Source organism: Arthrobacter sp. NPDC058097, assembly GCF_042884885.1.
In the GTDB taxonomy this organism is placed as follows: Bacteria; Actinomycetota; Actinomycetes; order Actinomycetales; family Micrococcaceae; genus Arthrobacter.
The window spans coordinates 151981-167969 of the sequence record NZ_JBHVSZ010000012.1 but is presented as its reverse complement, the minus strand read 5'-3'; the positions used below and the strand labels follow the sequence as shown (position 1 = coordinate 167969).

The following is a 15989-nucleotide window of genomic DNA, read 5'->3' as shown; positions in this document are numbered from 1 at the left end:
CTAGACAAGGTGCCGGACCCGGCTGTCACGGGCCGCGATCCAGTCGAGCAGCAGCCGGCGGCTCACCTTTCCACGGTCGGTCACCGGAAGCTCGTCGAGGGCGAAGTACTGCAGCGGCCGCTTGTCCTTGGCCAGCACGTCCTCGAGACCGGTCTTGAGCTGCGTGGCGGTAACCCCGCCGTGAGAGGGAACGATGCCGGCCACCACACGCTGGCCGCGGAGGTCATCCGCCATGCCGGCGGCAATGGCCGAGGCGACCCCGGGCACCGAGGACAGCGCCAGCTCCACCTCATGCGGGTAGACGTTCTTGCCTGCTGTGATGATCATGTCGGCGCGGCGGCCGAGGATGTGCAGCACACCGTCCAGCAGATAGCCCTGGTCGCCCACTGTGAACCAGCCGTCAAAGCAGCGCAGCGCCTGGCCGTCGTCGCCCCAAAGGTAGCCGTTGCTGACCATCCCGCTTTGGACGCCGATGTTGCCGGCGGCCCCTTCAGGGAGCTCCGTGCCGGAGTCGTCCAGGATCCGGACTTCGACGCCCGGGAACGGCCGGCCGATCGCGGTGCTGCCCGCGGCGAACGGCTCCCCCGCGGCCAGCCCGGCGCCGGAGACGAAGCTCAGCTCCGAGGCGCCGTAGTACTCAAAAATTGTGGCGTGCGGAGCCCACCGGCGGGCGGCTTCCAGCGTGCGCGCATCCAGCTTCGAGCCCGCACAGATGATGGTCCGCACGCTCGACGCGTCCACGCAGCCCAGCAGTCCGCGTTCGCTGAGCAGCCGCAGCATGGTGGGAACCAGCACGAGCCGGGTGATGCCGTCGTGGGCGATGGCGGCGTGGACGTCGCCGACGTCGAACGATTCAAGCGTGTGGAACTCAGAGCCCGCGTAGAGGCATTCGGCCAGCGCATACAGGTTAAGGCTTGCGGCCAGCGGTCCCGGCGCCAGCGTCCTGTCGTCCTGGCTGAGCCCGAAGAACTCCATGGACGCATCAAAGGACTGCTGCCAGGAGCGGCGCGATCGGGTGAACGCCTTGGGCACCGAGGTGGTGCCGGAGGTCAGGCCGATCAGGAAGGAGGATGCGGGGTCGCCGTCTGCCAGGTCACCGCCGGCACCCCCGGGAACCGGGTCAACGCCGCTGCCCAGGCGCTGGACGATCTCGTCCCGCAGCTCGTCCGGCCAGGTAGGGTCCAGGACCGCGCACTCACGGTCACCGGCAACGGCTGCGGCGAAGTCAACCGCGAACCGGGTGGAGTTGGGCTGGGCGAGAACGGTGATCGCAGCCGTGCTGTCGCCTGCGGCAGCCTGCGCTTTGTCGCGCAGTTCAGCCCAGCTGAGCCGTTTTCCGGCCACGACGACGGCGGTGTCGTCGGGGCGTTCATCGGCCCAACGCTGGAGGTTGTTGAGAAAAGGCATCGGATCAACTTTACCGGCCAAAACCCGGCGCTGCCCTGCGGCCGGGGCTATTGTGACAACATGAGCTTCAATGACGGGGTCGAGCTGGACCCATCACAGGTAGAAGACCGGCGCGGCGGCGGAATGGGCCGCGGCACGAAGATCGGCGGAGGCATCGGGGGCGGAGTGGTCCTGCTTCTGGCGGCGCTTTTCGGGATCAACCCGCAGCTGCTTGGCCCGCTCCTGGGCTCCGGGCAGGAGCAGCCCGCCCAGAGCACCGGGACACCCCTCACCCAGTGCAAGCTGGGTTCCGACGCCGACAGGGACCTCGACTGCCGGATTGCCGGGACGGTGAACAGCCTCAACGCGTTCTGGCCCGCGTATCTGGCCGACTACAACGTGAAGTACCCGCGGCCGAAGGCTGTGCTGTTCCAGGGGGCCACCCGTACGGGCTGCGGCACGGCCACGTCCGAGGTGGGCCCGTTCTACTGCCCGCCGGACACGACGGCCTACTTCGATCCCGGCTTTTTCCAGGACCTGGTGACCCGCTTCGGTTCCTCGGGCGGTCCGCTGGCCCAGGAATATGTGGTGGCGCACGAGTTCGGACACCACGTCCAGAACATCCTCGGTGACCTGGACAAGGCCCAGCAGGATCCGCAGGGCGCAGAGTCCGGTGCTGTCCGGGTGGAACTGCAGGCTGACTGCTACGCCGGGCTCTGGACCCGGTACGCCACCACACAAAAGGACCCGAAAACCGGCAAGCCCTTCCTTGAGCCGCTCAAGCAGCAGGACCTGAACGACGCGCTCTCCGCAGCCTCCGCCGTCGGCGACGACAGGATCCAGAAGGCCGCCACGGGACGCGTGAACCCGGAGGGCTGGACGCACGGGTCCAGCGCGCAGCGGCAGAAGTGGTTCTACCAGGGCTACAAGACCGGTGACATCAATCAGTGCGACACGTTCAGCGCCGCGACGCTCTGACCCCCCGCATCCGTTGTTCCTCCCCACCGGACCCCTCGCCCCGCAAGCTCGGCCAGGGAACCCTGCCCTTATGGCCAGCCGTTTTGGCCGGCCATAAGGGCATCTACGGAGCAATCGATGGGTGGGTACGACGACGGCCGGTTACCTTCGCTGGGAAGGTAACCGGCCGTCGTCGTACTTTATTTAGATGTTGAAGCCGAGGGCCCGCATCTGGTCCTTGCCGTCGTCGGTGATCCGCTCCGGACCCCATGGCGGCATCCAAACCCAGTTCAGGCGCCAGTCGTCCACGACGCCGTCAAGCGCCTTGCCGACCTGCTCCTCGAGCACGTCGGTCAGCGGACAGGCGGCCGTGGTGAGGGTCATGTCGATCAGCAGGGCGCCGTCGTCCTCCGAGTACTTGAGCCCGTAGAGCAGGCCCAGGTCCACGATGTTGACCCCAAGCTCGGGGTCAATGACGTCCTTGAGTGCCTCTTCGACATCCTCCAGCCCGGTGCGGGCTGCGTCGATTTCGGTCATGGTCGGTCAGTCCTTACTAGGCCTGGACCGCAGCGGCAGCCGTGGCGGTTCCGGCGGCACCGGCGTAGCGGTCGTAGCCTTCTTCTTCGAGGCGGTCGGCGAGTTCCGGGCCACCCTCTTCCACAACCTGGCCGTTCACGAACACGTGAACGAAGTCAGGCTTGATGTAGCGCAGGATGCGGGTGTAGTGCGTGATGAGCAGGGTGCCCATGTTGCCCGTGGCGTGTGCACGGTTGACGCCTTCAGAGACCACCTTGAGGGCGTCGACGTCCAGGCCGGAGTCGGTCTCGTCGAGGACGGCGAACTTCGGCTTGAAGAGTTCCAGCTGCAGGATCTCCACGCGCTTCTTCTCACCGCCGGAGAAGCCTTCGTTGACGTTGCGCTGGGCGAAGTCGGCGTCGATGCGCAGCTGCTGCATGGCGGCCTTGACGTCCTTGGTCCAGGTGCGCAGGGCCGGGGCTTCGCCGTCGATGGCCGTCTTGGCGGTCCGCAGGAAGTTGGTCATGGTGACGCCCGGGACCTCAACCGGGTACTGCATGGCGAGGAAGACGCCGGCACGGGCGCGCTCGTCAACGCTCATGGCGAGCACGTCTTCGCCGTCCAGCGTGATGGTGCCGCCGGTGACGTTGTAGCGCGGGTGGCCGGCGATGGTGGACGCCAGGGTGGACTTGCCCGAGCCGTTGGGGCCCATGATGGCGTGGGTCTCACCGGTGCGGATGGTCAGGCTGACGCCCTTCAGGATCTCCTTGGTGCCCTGCTCCGTGTCGATGCTGACGTGCAGGTCCTTGATCTCAAGAGTAGACATGTGTCTTGTTCTCCTCTGCACCGTGCCGTTCTGTCGGCGGTGCGGTCTTTGGTCTGGAAGTTGTTAAGTTCTGGTTCAGGCCCGGCGGGTTAGCCGGATTAGCTGAAGTTCGGCGTTTCGGCGCCGTTCAGGACGTTGGTGAAGTCCACGTAGACGTCGTCTCCGTGGATCTCCACCGCGAACACGGGAACGGGGTCGTAGGCCGGCAGCTGCAGGGGTTCGCCGCTGCGCAGGTCGAACTGGGAGCCGTGGCCCCAGCACTCGATGGCGCAGCCTTCCACTTCGCCCTCAGAGAGGGAGATATCGGCGTGCGAGCACGTGTCGCCGATTGCGTGGATTTCTCCCATGGAGTCCTTGACGATCGCGACGGGGAAGTCGTCGATCAGGATCCGCAGGGCCTGCTTGGGCTGGATCTCGTTTGCTTTGCAGACGAGCTCACCCTTTGGCTGTTCAGTCATCCGTTGTCCTGTGCTGTCGTTTCCGGCCGGGTGGGCCGGGCCTGGTTCCGTACGGTCAGTTCTCGTTGGCGGCGAGCTCGCGCTCGACTTCCTCGGTCAGGCGCTCTTCGAGGGCCGGAACCTTGATCTGCTGGATGATCTCGTTGAGGAAGCCGCGCACCACGAGACGGCGGGCCACGTCTTCGGGAATGCCGCGGGCCATCAGGTAGAACAGGTGCTCATCGTCGAAACGTCCGGTGGAGCTGGCGTGGCCGGCACCCTCGATGAGGCCCGTCTCGATTTCGAGGTTCGGCACGGAGTCCGCGCGGCAGCCGTCGGTGAGCACCAGGTTCTGGTTCTTCTCGTACGAGTCGGTGCCCAGGGCCTGCTTCTGGATCAGCACGTCACCCACCCAGACGGTGTGCGCGTTCTTGCCCTGCAGGGCGCCCTTGTAGAGCACGTTGGACTTGCAGTTGGCCACGTTGTGGTCAACGAAGGACCGGTGCTCCAGGTGCTGGCCGGCGTCGGCGAAGTAGAGGCCCAGCAGCTCGGCCTCGGCGCCCTCGCCGGAGAAGCGGACGTTGGAGTTCAGGCGCACCACGGAACCGCCGAGGGAAACGGCGATGTGCTTGTAGACGGCGTCCTTGCCCACCTGGGCGTCGTGCTGGCCGAGGTGCCGCGCGTCGTCTTCCCAGAGCTGCACGGAGATCACGGTGAGCTGCGCGCCGTCGCCGACGATCACTTCCAGGTTTCCGTTGTGGTCAGCGGCACCGGTGTGCTCGACGATGACCACGCTGCGGGAGTTGGCGCCCGCTTCCAGCACGAAGTGTGCGTTGGAGCGGCGGCCTGCACCGGCGCCGTTGACCAGGATGCGGACCGGCTCGGCCGGCTCAGCGTCGGCCGGGATGACCACGTGCAGCGCTTCGTCCGTGTTGGCGGAAGCGACGACGGCGGCCCGGTCGGCCGGGGTCAGGACGGTGCCGCGCGGGGCGGCTCCCTGTGCCAGGGTGCCGCGGACGTAGCCCTCAGGGGCTTCGACGGTGAACGCAGCTGCTGCGCCGTCCGTCGCGGTGTCGGAGAACAGGTTGGCCAGTCCGCGGACCGGGGTGAAGCGCCATTCCTCTTCGCGGCCGGTGGGCAGCGCGAAGTCGGCGACGTCGAAGCTCGTGAGCCGCTCGGCGCGCGAGGACATGACGGTGACGCCGTGGTTGTGGCTGTGGTCCACCTTTGCGGGGACCAGCGCCTCGCCTTCCTCCGTGAACCCGGCGATGGAAGGAGCTCCGATGCGGGCCTTTTCAGTAGTAATTTCGGCAGTCATTAACCGACGGATCCTTCCATCTGGAGTTCAATGAGGCGGTTCAGCTCGAGGGCGTATTCCATCGGCAGTTCGCGGGCGATCGGCTCGATGAAGCCGCGCACGATCATGGCCATGGCTTCGTCTTCGCGCATGCCGCGGGACATGAGGTAGAAGAGCTGCTCTTCGGAAACGCGCGAGACGGTCGCCTCGTGCCCCAGCTGCACGTCATCCTCGCGGATGTCGATGTACGGGTAGGTGTCCGAGCGGCTGATGGTGTCCACCAGCAGCGCGTCGCAGCGCACCGTGTTCGCGGAGTGCTTGGCGCCCTCGCGGACCTGGACCAGGCCGCGGTAGGCCGCGCGTCCGCCGCCGCGGGCAACGGACTTGGAGATGATGGAGCTCTTGGTGTTCGGCGCGATGTGCACCATCTTGGAGCCGGTGTCCTGGTGCTGGCCCTCGCCGGCGAACGCGATGGACAGGGTCTCGCCCTTGGCGTGCTCGCCCGTGAGGTACACAGCCGGGTACTTCATGGTGACCTTGGAGCCGATGTTGCCATCGATCCACTCCATGGTGCCGCCTTCTTCGCAGATGGCGCGCTTGGTCACGAGGTTGTACACGTTGTTGGACCAGTTCTGGATGGTGGTGTAGCGGACGCGGGCGCCCTTCTTGACCACGATCTCGACGACGGCCGAGTGCAGCGAGTCCGAGGTGTAGATCGGCGCCGTGCAGCCTTCGATGTAGTGGACGTAGGAGTCCTCGTCGGCGATGATCAGCGTGCGCTCGAACTGGCCCATGTTTTCCGTGTTGATGCGGAAGTAGGCCTGCAGCGGGATGTCGACATGGACGCCCTTGGGCACGTACACGAAGGAACCGCCGGACCAGACAGCCGTGTTCAGCGAGGCGAACTTGTTGTCGCCCACCGGGATGATCGTGCCGAAGTATTCCTGGAAGATCTCCGGGTGCTCGCGCAGCGCGGTGTCCGTGTCCAGGAAGATGACGCCCTGGGCCTCAAGGTCCTCGCGGATCTGGTGGTAGACGACCTCGGACTCGTACTGGGCTGCCACACCGGAGACCAGGCGGCTGCGCTCAGCTTCCGGGATGCCGAGCTTCTCGTACGTGTTGCGGATGTCCTCGGGCAGGTCCTCCCAGGAAGCGGCCTGCTTCTCGGTGGAGCGCACGAAGTACTTGATGTTGTCGAAGTCAATGCCGGAGAGGTCGGCACCCCATGTGGGCATGGGCTTGCGGTCGAAGTACTTCAGACCCTTGAGGCGCAGGTCCAGCATCCACTCCGGCTCGCTCTTCTTCGCCGAGATGTCGCGGACCACGTCCTCGTCGAGGCCACGGCGGGCGTTAGCGCCGACGTCGTTCTTGTCGGCCCAGCCGTACTCATAGGTTCCGATGCCGTGCAGCTCGGGATTCTTTTCCAGAATCTCGGCGATAACACCAGGCTCGGCAACCTTCTTCTCTGATAGTTGGTCCGTCATCACGGCCTTTCTTGCAGATGGTTGGATACTTCGTCCAGGTTGTCCGGAGCGCTGCCGGCGGCCGGGGCCACCGTCACGGCCGGACGGCCTGTGGGTATGTGGGTGGTGCAGACGTGTCCCCCGCGGGCGAGCGTGGAAAGCCTGCGGACATCGACACCGACGAGGCGCGAAAACATTTCCGTCTCTGCGTCGCAGAACACGGGAAACTGGGTGGCAAGCTGCTGGATGGGGCAGTGGCCCTGGCACAGCTGGACGCTGGAGAGGGCTGCGGGCAGCGGAGCCTTGGCTTCGATGGTGGCAGTGGAAGCGACGAAGCCGTCCCGGGACAGGGCGGCGGACAGGGCCTGTGCGCGGGCTGTGATGTCCGTTCCGGCTGCTTCCACCTCGGGGGCGTAACGGCGTTCCATCTCCGCGAATCGTTCGACGGCGAACTGGCGGACGGCTTCATCGCCCGCCACCGCGCCGAGCTGCTTGAGCGCCAGGGTGGCGATGTTCAGGTAGTCGTCGCCCAGTGAGGACTGGCCCTGGGAGCTGAGGACGTAGCGGCGGGCGGGGCGGCCGGCACCGGCGCCTGCGCGGGCCACTCGCTTGACCTCGATGACGCCGGCGCGTGAGAGGTGGTCCAGGTGGCGGCGGACGGCAGCCGGGGTGAAGCCAAGCAGGTCGCCCAGTTCCGCGGCGCTGACCGGCCCGTGTTCCAGGACGGCGCTGAGGACGCGGTCGCGCGTGCGCTCGTCGGAGTCGGCCGCGGCCGGCACGGAGGCCAGGGCAGCACGTTTTCCACCGCGCAGCGCACCTGCAGGCGCGCCCTGCCCGGCCAAAGGCGCGGAGGTGGCATTGGTCATGGAATACACAACACAATCATGTCGTAATTTATTGCGGCGTTCCAGTAAGGCAAGGCTGACCTGCGCCCGGCACGTGGCTCCAGCGTGACAGTACTACTTCACGTAGAATATTGGGGTGCGATCCCCCAAATCCCCCGTATTGACCATCGACGGGCTCATCAAGGACGTCGGTCCGCTCCCCACCCTCGATGGCAAGATGCTCAGGGTGGTGAGCGACGTCTCACTCGTCGCCGGCCGCGGCGAGGTCACGGCGCTGCTCGGAGCCAACGGTGCCGGCAAGACTACCACCATCGAATGCGCCCAGGGGCTCCAGAAGCGTTCGGGCGGATCTATTACGCTCCTCGGCGCCGACCCCGGGACTGCCGGAGCGGAACTGCGCGCCCGCGTCGGCGTCATGCTCCAGGACGGCGGCCTCCCGCCGTCGGCCCGTCCCATTCCCCTGCTTCGGCACATTGCCGGCATGTACCGCAATCCCAGGCCGCTGGATGAGCTGGTGCAGCGGCTGGGCATCGACACGTTCAGCAGGACCAATGTCCGCCGGCTGTCCGGCGGACAGAAGCAGCGGCTGGCCCTCGCCGCTGCCCTGATCGGCAACCCGGAGGTCCTGTTCCTAGACGAGCCGAGCGCCGGTCTGGACCCGCAGTCCCGCCAGCTGGTGTTCGAACTGATCGGCGAACTCCGGGACGGCGGGATGGGGATCATCCTCACCACCCACCTCATGGATGATGCGCAGCGGCTGGCCGATTACGTCTACATCATCGATTCCGGCAGGAATGTTGCGGAGGGCACCGTTGCCCAGCTGCTGCAGCACAACATGCCGGAGACGCCCCACCGGGACCATGTCCGGACGCTGCACTTCGAGGCATTGCCGGGTCTGGACTTTGACGGTGTGCTGCCTGCCGAGATCGAGATCCGCGAGACGCGTTCCGGCAGCTACACGGCCACCGGGGCGCTGACCCCCGAGGATCTTGCCGCCTTGACGGCTTGGTGGGCACACCACGGCATCATGCCGGGCTCGCTGAGCATGGAGGCCCGGAGCCTCGAAGATGTGTTCCTTGACATTTCCGGAAGGGAAATCCGATGACGACAGCCACGGGCGGCGCGCCCGCTCCCCTGCTCCGCCGGATCCTGCTGCAGGGCAAATACGAGGCCGCCACCATGCTCCGGAACGGCGAGCAGCTGATCCTCGCCGTGGTCCTGCCACTTCTTGCCCTGGTCGGTCTGACGGTCACGCCGCTGCTCGACGGCATCGGGGACAGCCGGGTCAACGTTGCCGTCCCCGGCATCCTGGCGCTCTGCGCCATGTCCACGGCGTTCACCGGGCAGGGCATCGCCACCGGCTTCGACCGGCGGTACGGCGTGCTGCGGTTCCTGTCCACCACGCCGCTGGGACGGGCCGGCCTCATCGCCGGCAAGATCCTCGCCGTCCTGGCCGTCCTGGTGATCCAGGTGGTCATCGTCGCCGCCGTCGCCCTTCCCCTGGGCTGGCAGCCCAATGCCTTGGGGATTCTGCCCGGCCTGGGCCTGCTGGTCCTGGGCGCGGCCGCGTTCACCGCCCTGGGCCTGCTGGTGGCCGGCACCGTCCGGCCCGAGGCCACTCTGGCCATCACTAACCTGCTGTGGATACTGCTCGGCGCCCTGGGTGGCATCGTGATCCCCATGCAGCGGCTGCCGGAACTCGCCCAGAACACCGTCCACCTGCTCCCGTCCGGTTCCCTCGGCGAAGGCCTGCGGGACGCATTCCTGCACGGCGCCGTGAACGGCAACGCTGTCATTGTCCTGCTGATGTGGACGGTTCTCGCCGGCGCAGCAGCCATCCGCTGGTTCAAATGGAATTGAGAATAAAGTGAGCACGGCTTCACGCCTCCCCCAGTTCGTCGGCCGCCTGGCATCCAAGCTGCCCGTCACCGTCGATTCGACCGTCCGCCGCCTGGCCGTGCTGTCCCTGATCGGACAGACGGTGCTGGTGGTCACCGGCGGTGCCGTGCGGCTGACCGCCTCAGGCCTGGGCTGCCCCACGTGGCCCAGGTGCACGAGCAACTCCCTGGTGAACACCCCCGAGATGGGCATCCACGGCTTCATCGAGTTCGGCAACCGCCTCCTGACGTTCGCCCTGGCCGCCGTCGCCGCACTCATGCTCGTCTACCTGTGGAACCTCCGCAAGGAGCGCAAGGACCTTTTCCTGCTGGCCCTGGGCCTGCTGGCGAGCATCCCGGCGCAGGCCATCATCGGCGGCATCACCGTGCTCACCCATCTGAACCCGTGGGTGGTTGGCCTGCACTTCCTGGTGTCCATGGCCCTCGTGGTTTTCGCCACGCTGCTGGTCAACCGGGCGTACGGCAGGACGGGCGGGTTTCGGACCTCGCCGCTCGCTGCCCTGCCGGGCGTCCTGCGGCCGGCGATGACCGCCGTCGCGGTGTTTGCCTGGATTGCGGTCATGCTGGGTGTCGTGGTGACCGGCGCCGGCCCGCACGCGGGTGACGCGAAGGCGCCGCGCAACGACCTGGACTGGGACCTGTTCTCGCACATCCACGCCGTACCCGCCTACCTGGTCACCGCGGGGACGCTGCTCGCCGTGTACTTCGTGTTCCGCCGCGGCATCTCCGGCACGTTCCGGACGGCCGTGCTGATGCTCCTCGGCGTTACGCTGCTACAGGCGGTCATCGGCTTCACGCAGTACTACAACGGCATCCCTGTGCTCCTCGTGGGCACGCACATGCTGGGGGCCGCCCTGCTGATGGCCGCCGCAACCAACGCCGCCGACATCGCCCGCTCCAGCCCCGTCAGGTAACTCCCGCCCGGCCGGTCCTCCCCCGACGCTCGATCACTCCTGCGGCCGGGGGACGCGTCCTCACGTCCCGTCGCTTCCCTCATGACGCGTCCTCACATCCCGTCGCTTCCTTCTTGACGCGTCCTCACGTCCCGTCGCTAACTTCCCGACGCGTCCTCACATCCCGTCGCTTCCTTCCCGATGCGTCCTCACGTCCCGTCGCTTCCCTCCCGATGCTGCCGGCTAGGAGACTGACTGTGGGACTGTAAATTTCGCGGTGTAACTCCTGAGGAAAAAAGGAGAGCGCCGTGACAGATGCGCTGCGCTCGACGCGGTGGACGAGGAACTGGTTCGGCAGCTGACGGAGCGTGCCCGGGCTGAGCGGCTGCAGCTGACCGGGGAGGGCGGTCTGCTGCAGAAGCTCACCAAGCTGGTGATGGAGTCCGTGCTGGAGGGCGACTGGACGATCATCTCGGCTATGGCAAGCACGATCCGGCCGGGCGCGACGGGGGCACTCCCGTAACGGCCGGCGTTCCAAGACAGTGCTGACTGAGGCCGGGCCGGTGGAGCTCTCCATGCCCAGGGGCCGCGACGCGTCGTTCGAGCCCCGGATCGTGCCCAAGCGGCAGCGGCGGCTGACCGGGTGGACGACCTGGTGCTGTCCCTGTCGGCCAAGGGCCTGACCCGTGGCGAGATCTCGGCGCACCTGGCAGAGGTCTACGGCGCCGAGGTGTCCAACAGACCATTTCCACCATCACCGACCGGGTGCTGGAGAGGATGGGCGAGTGGCAGAACCGCCCGCTTGACCCGGTCTACCCGGTGATCTTCATCGACTGCGTGAACGTGAAAATCCGCGACGGCCAGGTCGCGAACCGCCCGATCTACGTAGCCCTGGCCGTCACGGTGGACGGCACCCGGGACATCCTCGGACTGTGGGCCGGCGAACACGGCGACGGCGAGGGCGCGAAGTGCTGGCTGCGGGTGCTGACCGAGATCAAGAACCGCGGCGTGGCCGAGTGCTGCATCGTGGTCTGCGACGGCCTCAAGGGCCTGCCGGACGCCGCAGGGACGGTGTAGCCGGGGACCATTGTTCAGACCTGCATCGTTCATCTGCTGCGCAACAGCTTCCGCTACGCCGCGAGGAAGGACTGCTGCCAGATCGCCAAGGACCTCAAGCCGGTCTACACCGCTCCCAGCGAGTCAGCAGCGCTGGACCGGTTTGCCGAGTTCGCCGGCACATGGGGGAAACGGTACCCGGCCATCATCGGACTCTGGACTAACGCCTGGGCGGAGTTCGTTCCGTTCCTCCAGTTCGACAACGAGATCCGCACGGTGATCTGCTCCACCAATGCAATCGAGAGCATCAACGCCCGGATCCGCCTGGCATGAACGCCCGAGGCCATTTCCCCACGGAACAAGCCGCGCTGAAGTGCATCTACCTCGCGATCATGAGCATGGGTCCCACTGGCAAAGGCCGAAGACGCTGGAGCAACCGCTGGAAGGCCGCCCTGAATGCCTTCCAAATCACCTTCGACCGACGCCTCGTTGCAGGCAGGAACTAGAAAAAGCAACAACCCCAGCTACACCGAATAATTGACAGACCCCATTCAGCGCAGGACGTGAGGAGGCGTCGCGGGAGAACCTGCAGGAGGTGAGGAAGCGTCCGGGTAGAACCTGCAGGAGGTGAGGAGGCGTCGCCGGAGAACCTGCAGGAGGTGAGGAAGCGTCCGGGTAGAACCTGCAGGAGGTGAGGAGGCGTCGCCGGAGAACCTGCAGGAGGTGAGGAGGCGTCGCCGGAGAACCTGCAGGAGGTGAGGAGGCGTCGCCGGAGAACCTGCAGGATCTGAGAGAGCGTCCTGAAGGGCTGGGGTGCTGGGGGTTGGGTTAGCCCATGATCGGCGAGCCGACGAAGGGGTCGACGGCCAGCGCGATGAAGAGGAGCGTCAGGTAGCTGATGGAGCCGTGGAAGACCTTCATGGCGCCCTTGTCCGAGAGATCCCCGCCCTGTGCCCGGCTGTAAAGCGCGTGGGACTCGTACAGGAACCAGGCACCGGCCAGCACGGCAACGGCGGTGTAGACCCAGCCCGCGCTGCCCGCGGGGATCATGAGCAGCGAGCAGGCCACCATGGCCCAGGCGTAGAGGACCACCTGCACGGACACGACCTTGGCGCCGGCGATGGCACCGAGCATCGGCACGTTGGCGTTGCGGTAGTCCTCGCCGTAGCGCATGGACAGCGGCCAGTAGTGCGGCGGGGTCCAGAGGAAGATCACCATGAACAGGACGATGGCCGGCCACTCAACCGTGTTGGTCACGGCGGACCAGGCGATCAGCACCGGGAAACAGCCAGCGGCGCCGCCCCAGACAATGTTCTGGGCCGTCCGGCGCTTGAGGATCATCGTGTAGATGACGACGTAGAAGACGATGGCGCCGAGTCCGAGCCACGCGGAGAGCGGGTTCGCGCCGAACCAGAGGATGGCGATGGCCGCGGCGCCCAGCAGCCACGCAAAGATCAGCGCCTCGCGCGGCGTGACTTCGCCGGTCACGAGTGGACGCTTCTCGGTGCGGTGCATCAGCTTGTCGATGTCGCGGTCGATGTAGCAGTTGAAGGCACCGGCGCTGCCGGCCGCGAACGCGCCGCCCACGAGGGTGGCCATGATGAGGCCGAGGGACGGGAAGCCGCGCTGGGCGTAAATCATGGTGGGCAGGGTGCTGACCAGCAGGAGCTCAATGACCCTGGGCTTGGTGAGTGCAAGGTACGCCTTCGCCTTGCGGGCTAGTCCGGCTCTTCCGTGGACCCGGGACGAGGTCAGCGGCGTATCTGTTGTGCTCACGTGGCAGTCACTCTGTTTCTGTCTGGCTGTTTATCTGATCGGCCGCTCTGGACTCGCGGTCCGGACCGATCCCTCAACGGCGGCTGGCGGGGCTGTCATGTGCGCAGTTGACCCCGCCCTGTCCGCCGGTGGCCTCCCGATATCATACCGCGGTCCCGCATGGATCGTTGGCATCGGCGTGTGACGGCAAATCACTGAAAATGATTCGTTCGTGCTTGCTTCAATCACATTAACGCAGCCTCACGGCACGAATGTTTCACAAAAGAGAAATTGCGTCCAACTGGTGAGATTTTGGCCGCCCGAAGTGTGGAATAGAGCTAAGCTGTCTGCAGATCAGCGCACACTGGAAGACCGGGTAGAAACCGCATTCCGGACCGTCCGGCGACTGAATGAAGATCAACGATTCAATGGTGAACGGCTGGTACGCACTAAATGCAGCGGGGCACCAAATTCTGCCCTGCCGCTGTGTGTTCTTACCGCTGCCGTTAACACAGAGAGGGGCCCGGTTACGTGGCACATTTGAAAGAGCAAGAACTGACTTGGACCGACCTCGACCAGCGCGCCGTTGACACTGTGCGCGTCCTGGCCGCCGACGCCGTCGAGAAGGTGGGCAACGGCCACCCCGGCACCGCTATGAGCCTGGCCCCGGCCGCCTACCTTCTTTTCCAGAAACTGATGCGCCACGACCCGGCGAACCCGGACTGGATCGGCCGCGACCGCTTCGTCCTCTCCCCCGGCCACACGTCCCTGACGCTCTACATCCAGCTCTTCCTCTCCGGCTATGGCCTGGAACTGAAGGACCTGGAAGCCCTCCGCACCTGGGGCTCGCTGACCCCCGGCCACCCGGAATACATGCACACCGCCGGCGTTGAGATCACCACCGGCCCGCTGGGCCAGGGCCTCGCTTCCTCGGTTGGCTTCGCATACTCCCAGCGCCGCCAGCGCGGCCTGTTCGACGCCGACGCCGCCCCGGGCACCAGCCCGTTCGACCACACCATCTGGGTAATCGCTTCCGACGGCGACCTGCAGGAAGGCGTCACCTCCGAGGCTTCCTCCCTCGCCGGCCACCAGGAGCTCGGCAACCTTGTGGTCATCTACGACGAGAACCACATCTCCATCGAGGACGACACCGACATCGCCTTCACCGAGGACGTCCTGAAGCGCTACGAAGCCTACGGCTGGCACACCCAGCGTGTGGACTGGACCAAGACCGGCGACTACAAGGAAGACGTCCAGGAGCTGTACTCGGCCCTGCTGGCCGCCAAGGCGGAAACGTCCAAGCCGTCCATCATCTCGCTGCGCACCATCATCGGCTACCCGGCCCCCAAGAAGCAGAACACCGGCAAGATCCACGGCTCCGCCCTGGGTTCGGAAGAAGTGGCAGCACTGAAGAATGTCCTCGGCTTCGACCCCGAGAAGTCCTTCGAGGTTGACGAGGACGTGCTCGCCCACGCCCGTGCCGTCGTCGACCGCGGTGCCCACGCACGCAAGGAATGGGAAGAGTCCTTCTCCGCATGGCAGTCCGCCAACCCGGAAGCCGCCGCCCTGCTGGAGCGCGTCGAAGCCCGCGAGCTTCCCGCCGAGCTCGACGGCGTCCTGCCGGTCTTCCCGGCCGGCAAGGATGTTTCCACCCGCGCCGCGTCCGGCAAGGTCCTGAACGCCATCGGCCCGGTCATGCCGGAACTCTGGGGCGGCTCGGCCGACCTCGCGGAGTCCAACAACACCACGATCGAGGGCTCGCCGTCGTTCATTCCCGCGGGCAAGCAGACCAACGCCTGGTCCGGCAACCCGTACGGGCGCGTCCTGCACTTCGGCATCCGTGAGCACGCCGCCGCGTCGATCGTGAACGGCATCAGCCTGCACGGCAAGACCCGCGCGTTCTCCGGCACGTTCCTGATCTTCAGCGACTACCAGCGTCCCGCCATCCGCCTCGGCGCCCTCATGGGCGTACCGTCCCTGTACGTCTGGACGCACGACTCCATTGGCCTCGGTGAGGACGGCCCGACGCACCAGCCGGTTGAGCAGCTCGCGTCGCTGCGTGCGATCGTCGGCCTCGACGTCGTCCGTCCGGGCGATGCCAACGAAGTCGCGGCAGCGTGGAAAACCATGCTGGCGAACCACGAGAACCCGGCCGGCATCATCCTGACCCGCCAGAACATCCCCACCTACGAGCGTGGCGAGGGCGCGGCCGAGGGCGACACGTTCGCTTCGACCGCTGGCGTTGCCAAGGGCGGTTACGTCCTGGCCGAGGCGTCCAGGGACGGCAAGACCGTGGACGCGCAGGTCATCCTGATCGGCACCGGCTCGGAAGTCCAGCTGGCCGTCGAGGCCCGCGAGGCACTCCAGGCCGAGGGCATCGCCGCCCGCGTGGTGTCCATGCCGTGCGTTGAGTGGTTCAACAAGCAGGACGCTGCCTACCGTGAGGCAGTCCTGCCCGCATCGGTCAAGGCCCGCGTGTCCGTCGAAGCCGGACTTGCCCTGGGCTGGAAGGAATTCGTCGGCGACGCCGGCCGTTCCGTCAGCCTCGAGCACTACGGTGCCTCCGCCGACTACAAGCGCCTGTTCCAGGAATTCGGCATCACGGCAGAAGCAGTTACCGCCGCCGCCAAGGATTCCCTCGCCGGACTCCAGTCCTGACA

Annotated in this window: 13 protein-coding genes and 1 pseudogene; 6 read left to right on the top strand and 8 right to left on the bottom strand. The window is 66.4% G+C overall.

The window, feature by feature from the left end:
• Nucleotides 1-1407: a class I adenylate-forming enzyme family protein gene (locus tag ACFVTE_RS19870; protein WP_387103387.1), complete on the bottom strand. Its 1407-nt coding sequence runs from the start codon at nucleotides 1405-1407 to the stop codon at nucleotides 1-3.
• A gap of 60 nt (nucleotides 1408-1467) precedes the next feature.
• Between ACFVTE_RS19870 and ACFVTE_RS19865 the strand changes: the two genes are divergently transcribed.
• Entirely contained in the window at nucleotides 1468-2364 is an 897-nt protein-coding gene (locus tag ACFVTE_RS19865) for a neutral zinc metallopeptidase (RefSeq protein WP_387103385.1), read from the top strand.
• A 183-nt stretch (nucleotides 2365-2547) separates the two neighbouring features.
• Here the strand turns inward: ACFVTE_RS19865 and ACFVTE_RS19860 are convergent, their stop codons facing one another.
• The 6 genes from ACFVTE_RS19860 to ACFVTE_RS19835 all read right to left on the bottom strand — a co-directional run bounded on the left by ACFVTE_RS19860 (nucleotide 2548) and on the right by ACFVTE_RS19835 (nucleotide 7757).
• A complete protein-coding gene (locus ACFVTE_RS19860) occupies nucleotides 2548-2880 on the bottom strand; it encodes a metal-sulfur cluster assembly factor (protein ID WP_102973549.1) in 333 nt (110 codons plus the stop codon).
• A gap of 16 nt (nucleotides 2881-2896) precedes the next feature.
• Nucleotides 2897-3685, bottom strand: coding sequence for a Fe-S cluster assembly ATPase SufC (gene sufC / locus ACFVTE_RS19855; RefSeq protein WP_387103381.1), 789 nt, complete (start codon nucleotides 3683-3685; stop codon nucleotides 2897-2899).
• Nucleotides 3686-3783: 98 nt separating this feature from the next.
• Nucleotides 3784-4143 (bottom strand): non-heme iron oxygenase ferredoxin subunit, encoded by a 360-nt coding sequence (locus ACFVTE_RS19850; protein ID WP_377950963.1) that lies wholly within the window; start codon nucleotides 4141-4143, stop codon nucleotides 3784-3786.
• 55 nt (nucleotides 4144-4198) lie between these two features.
• Nucleotides 4199-5440, bottom strand: coding sequence for a Fe-S cluster assembly protein SufD (sufD, locus tag ACFVTE_RS19845; protein ID WP_387103378.1), 1242 nt, complete (start codon nucleotides 5438-5440; stop codon nucleotides 4199-4201).
• On the bottom strand, nucleotides 5440-6903 hold the full coding sequence (gene sufB / locus ACFVTE_RS19840; protein WP_387103375.1) for a Fe-S cluster assembly protein SufB: 1464 nt from the start codon (nucleotides 6901-6903) through the stop codon (nucleotides 5440-5442). The genes sufD and sufB overlap by 1 nt, the downstream gene beginning before the upstream one ends.
• A complete protein-coding gene (locus tag ACFVTE_RS19835; protein ID WP_387103372.1) occupies nucleotides 6903-7757 on the bottom strand; it encodes a helix-turn-helix transcriptional regulator in 855 nt (284 codons plus the stop codon). Before ACFVTE_RS19835 ends, sufB begins: the two co-directional genes overlap by 1 nt.
• 106 nt (nucleotides 7758-7863) lie before the next feature.
• On the opposite strand from ACFVTE_RS19835, the gene ACFVTE_RS19830 reads away from it, so the two are divergent.
• The 4 genes and pseudogenes from ACFVTE_RS19830 (at nucleotide 7864) to ACFVTE_RS19815 (ending at nucleotide 12080) form a co-directional block, all read left to right on the top strand.
• Nucleotides 7864-8832: an ABC transporter ATP-binding protein gene (locus ACFVTE_RS19830; RefSeq protein ID WP_387103369.1), complete on the top strand. Its 969-nt coding sequence runs from the start codon at nucleotides 7864-7866 to the stop codon at nucleotides 8830-8832.
• Nucleotides 8829-9587 carry an ABC transporter permease gene (locus ACFVTE_RS19825; RefSeq protein WP_387103366.1) on the top strand — a complete coding sequence of 253 codons (759 nt, stop codon included), beginning with the start codon at nucleotides 8829-8831 and terminating at the stop codon, nucleotides 9585-9587. The genes ACFVTE_RS19830 and ACFVTE_RS19825 overlap by 4 nt, the downstream gene beginning before the upstream one ends.
• A gap of 7 nt (nucleotides 9588-9594) precedes the next feature.
• Entirely contained in the window at nucleotides 9595-10539 is a 945-nt protein-coding gene (locus ACFVTE_RS19820; protein ID WP_387103363.1) for a heme A synthase, read from the top strand.
• A gap of 265 nt (nucleotides 10540-10804) precedes the next feature.
• A pseudogene (locus ACFVTE_RS19815) lies at nucleotides 10805-12080 on the top strand (IS256 family transposase).
• A gap of 322 nt (nucleotides 12081-12402) precedes the next feature.
• Here the strand turns inward: ACFVTE_RS19815 and ACFVTE_RS19810 are convergent.
• Nucleotides 12403-13350, bottom strand: coding sequence for a heme o synthase (locus ACFVTE_RS19810; protein ID WP_387103362.1), 948 nt, complete (start codon nucleotides 13348-13350; stop codon nucleotides 12403-12405).
• Nucleotides 13351-13869: 519 nt separating this feature from the next.
• Between ACFVTE_RS19810 and tkt the strand changes: the two genes are divergently transcribed.
• Nucleotides 13870-15987 carry a transketolase gene (gene tkt, locus ACFVTE_RS19805; RefSeq protein ID WP_387103423.1) on the top strand — a complete coding sequence of 706 codons (2118 nt, stop codon included), beginning with the start codon at nucleotides 13870-13872 and terminating at the stop codon, nucleotides 15985-15987.
• Nucleotides 15988-15989 lie beyond the last annotated feature (2 nt).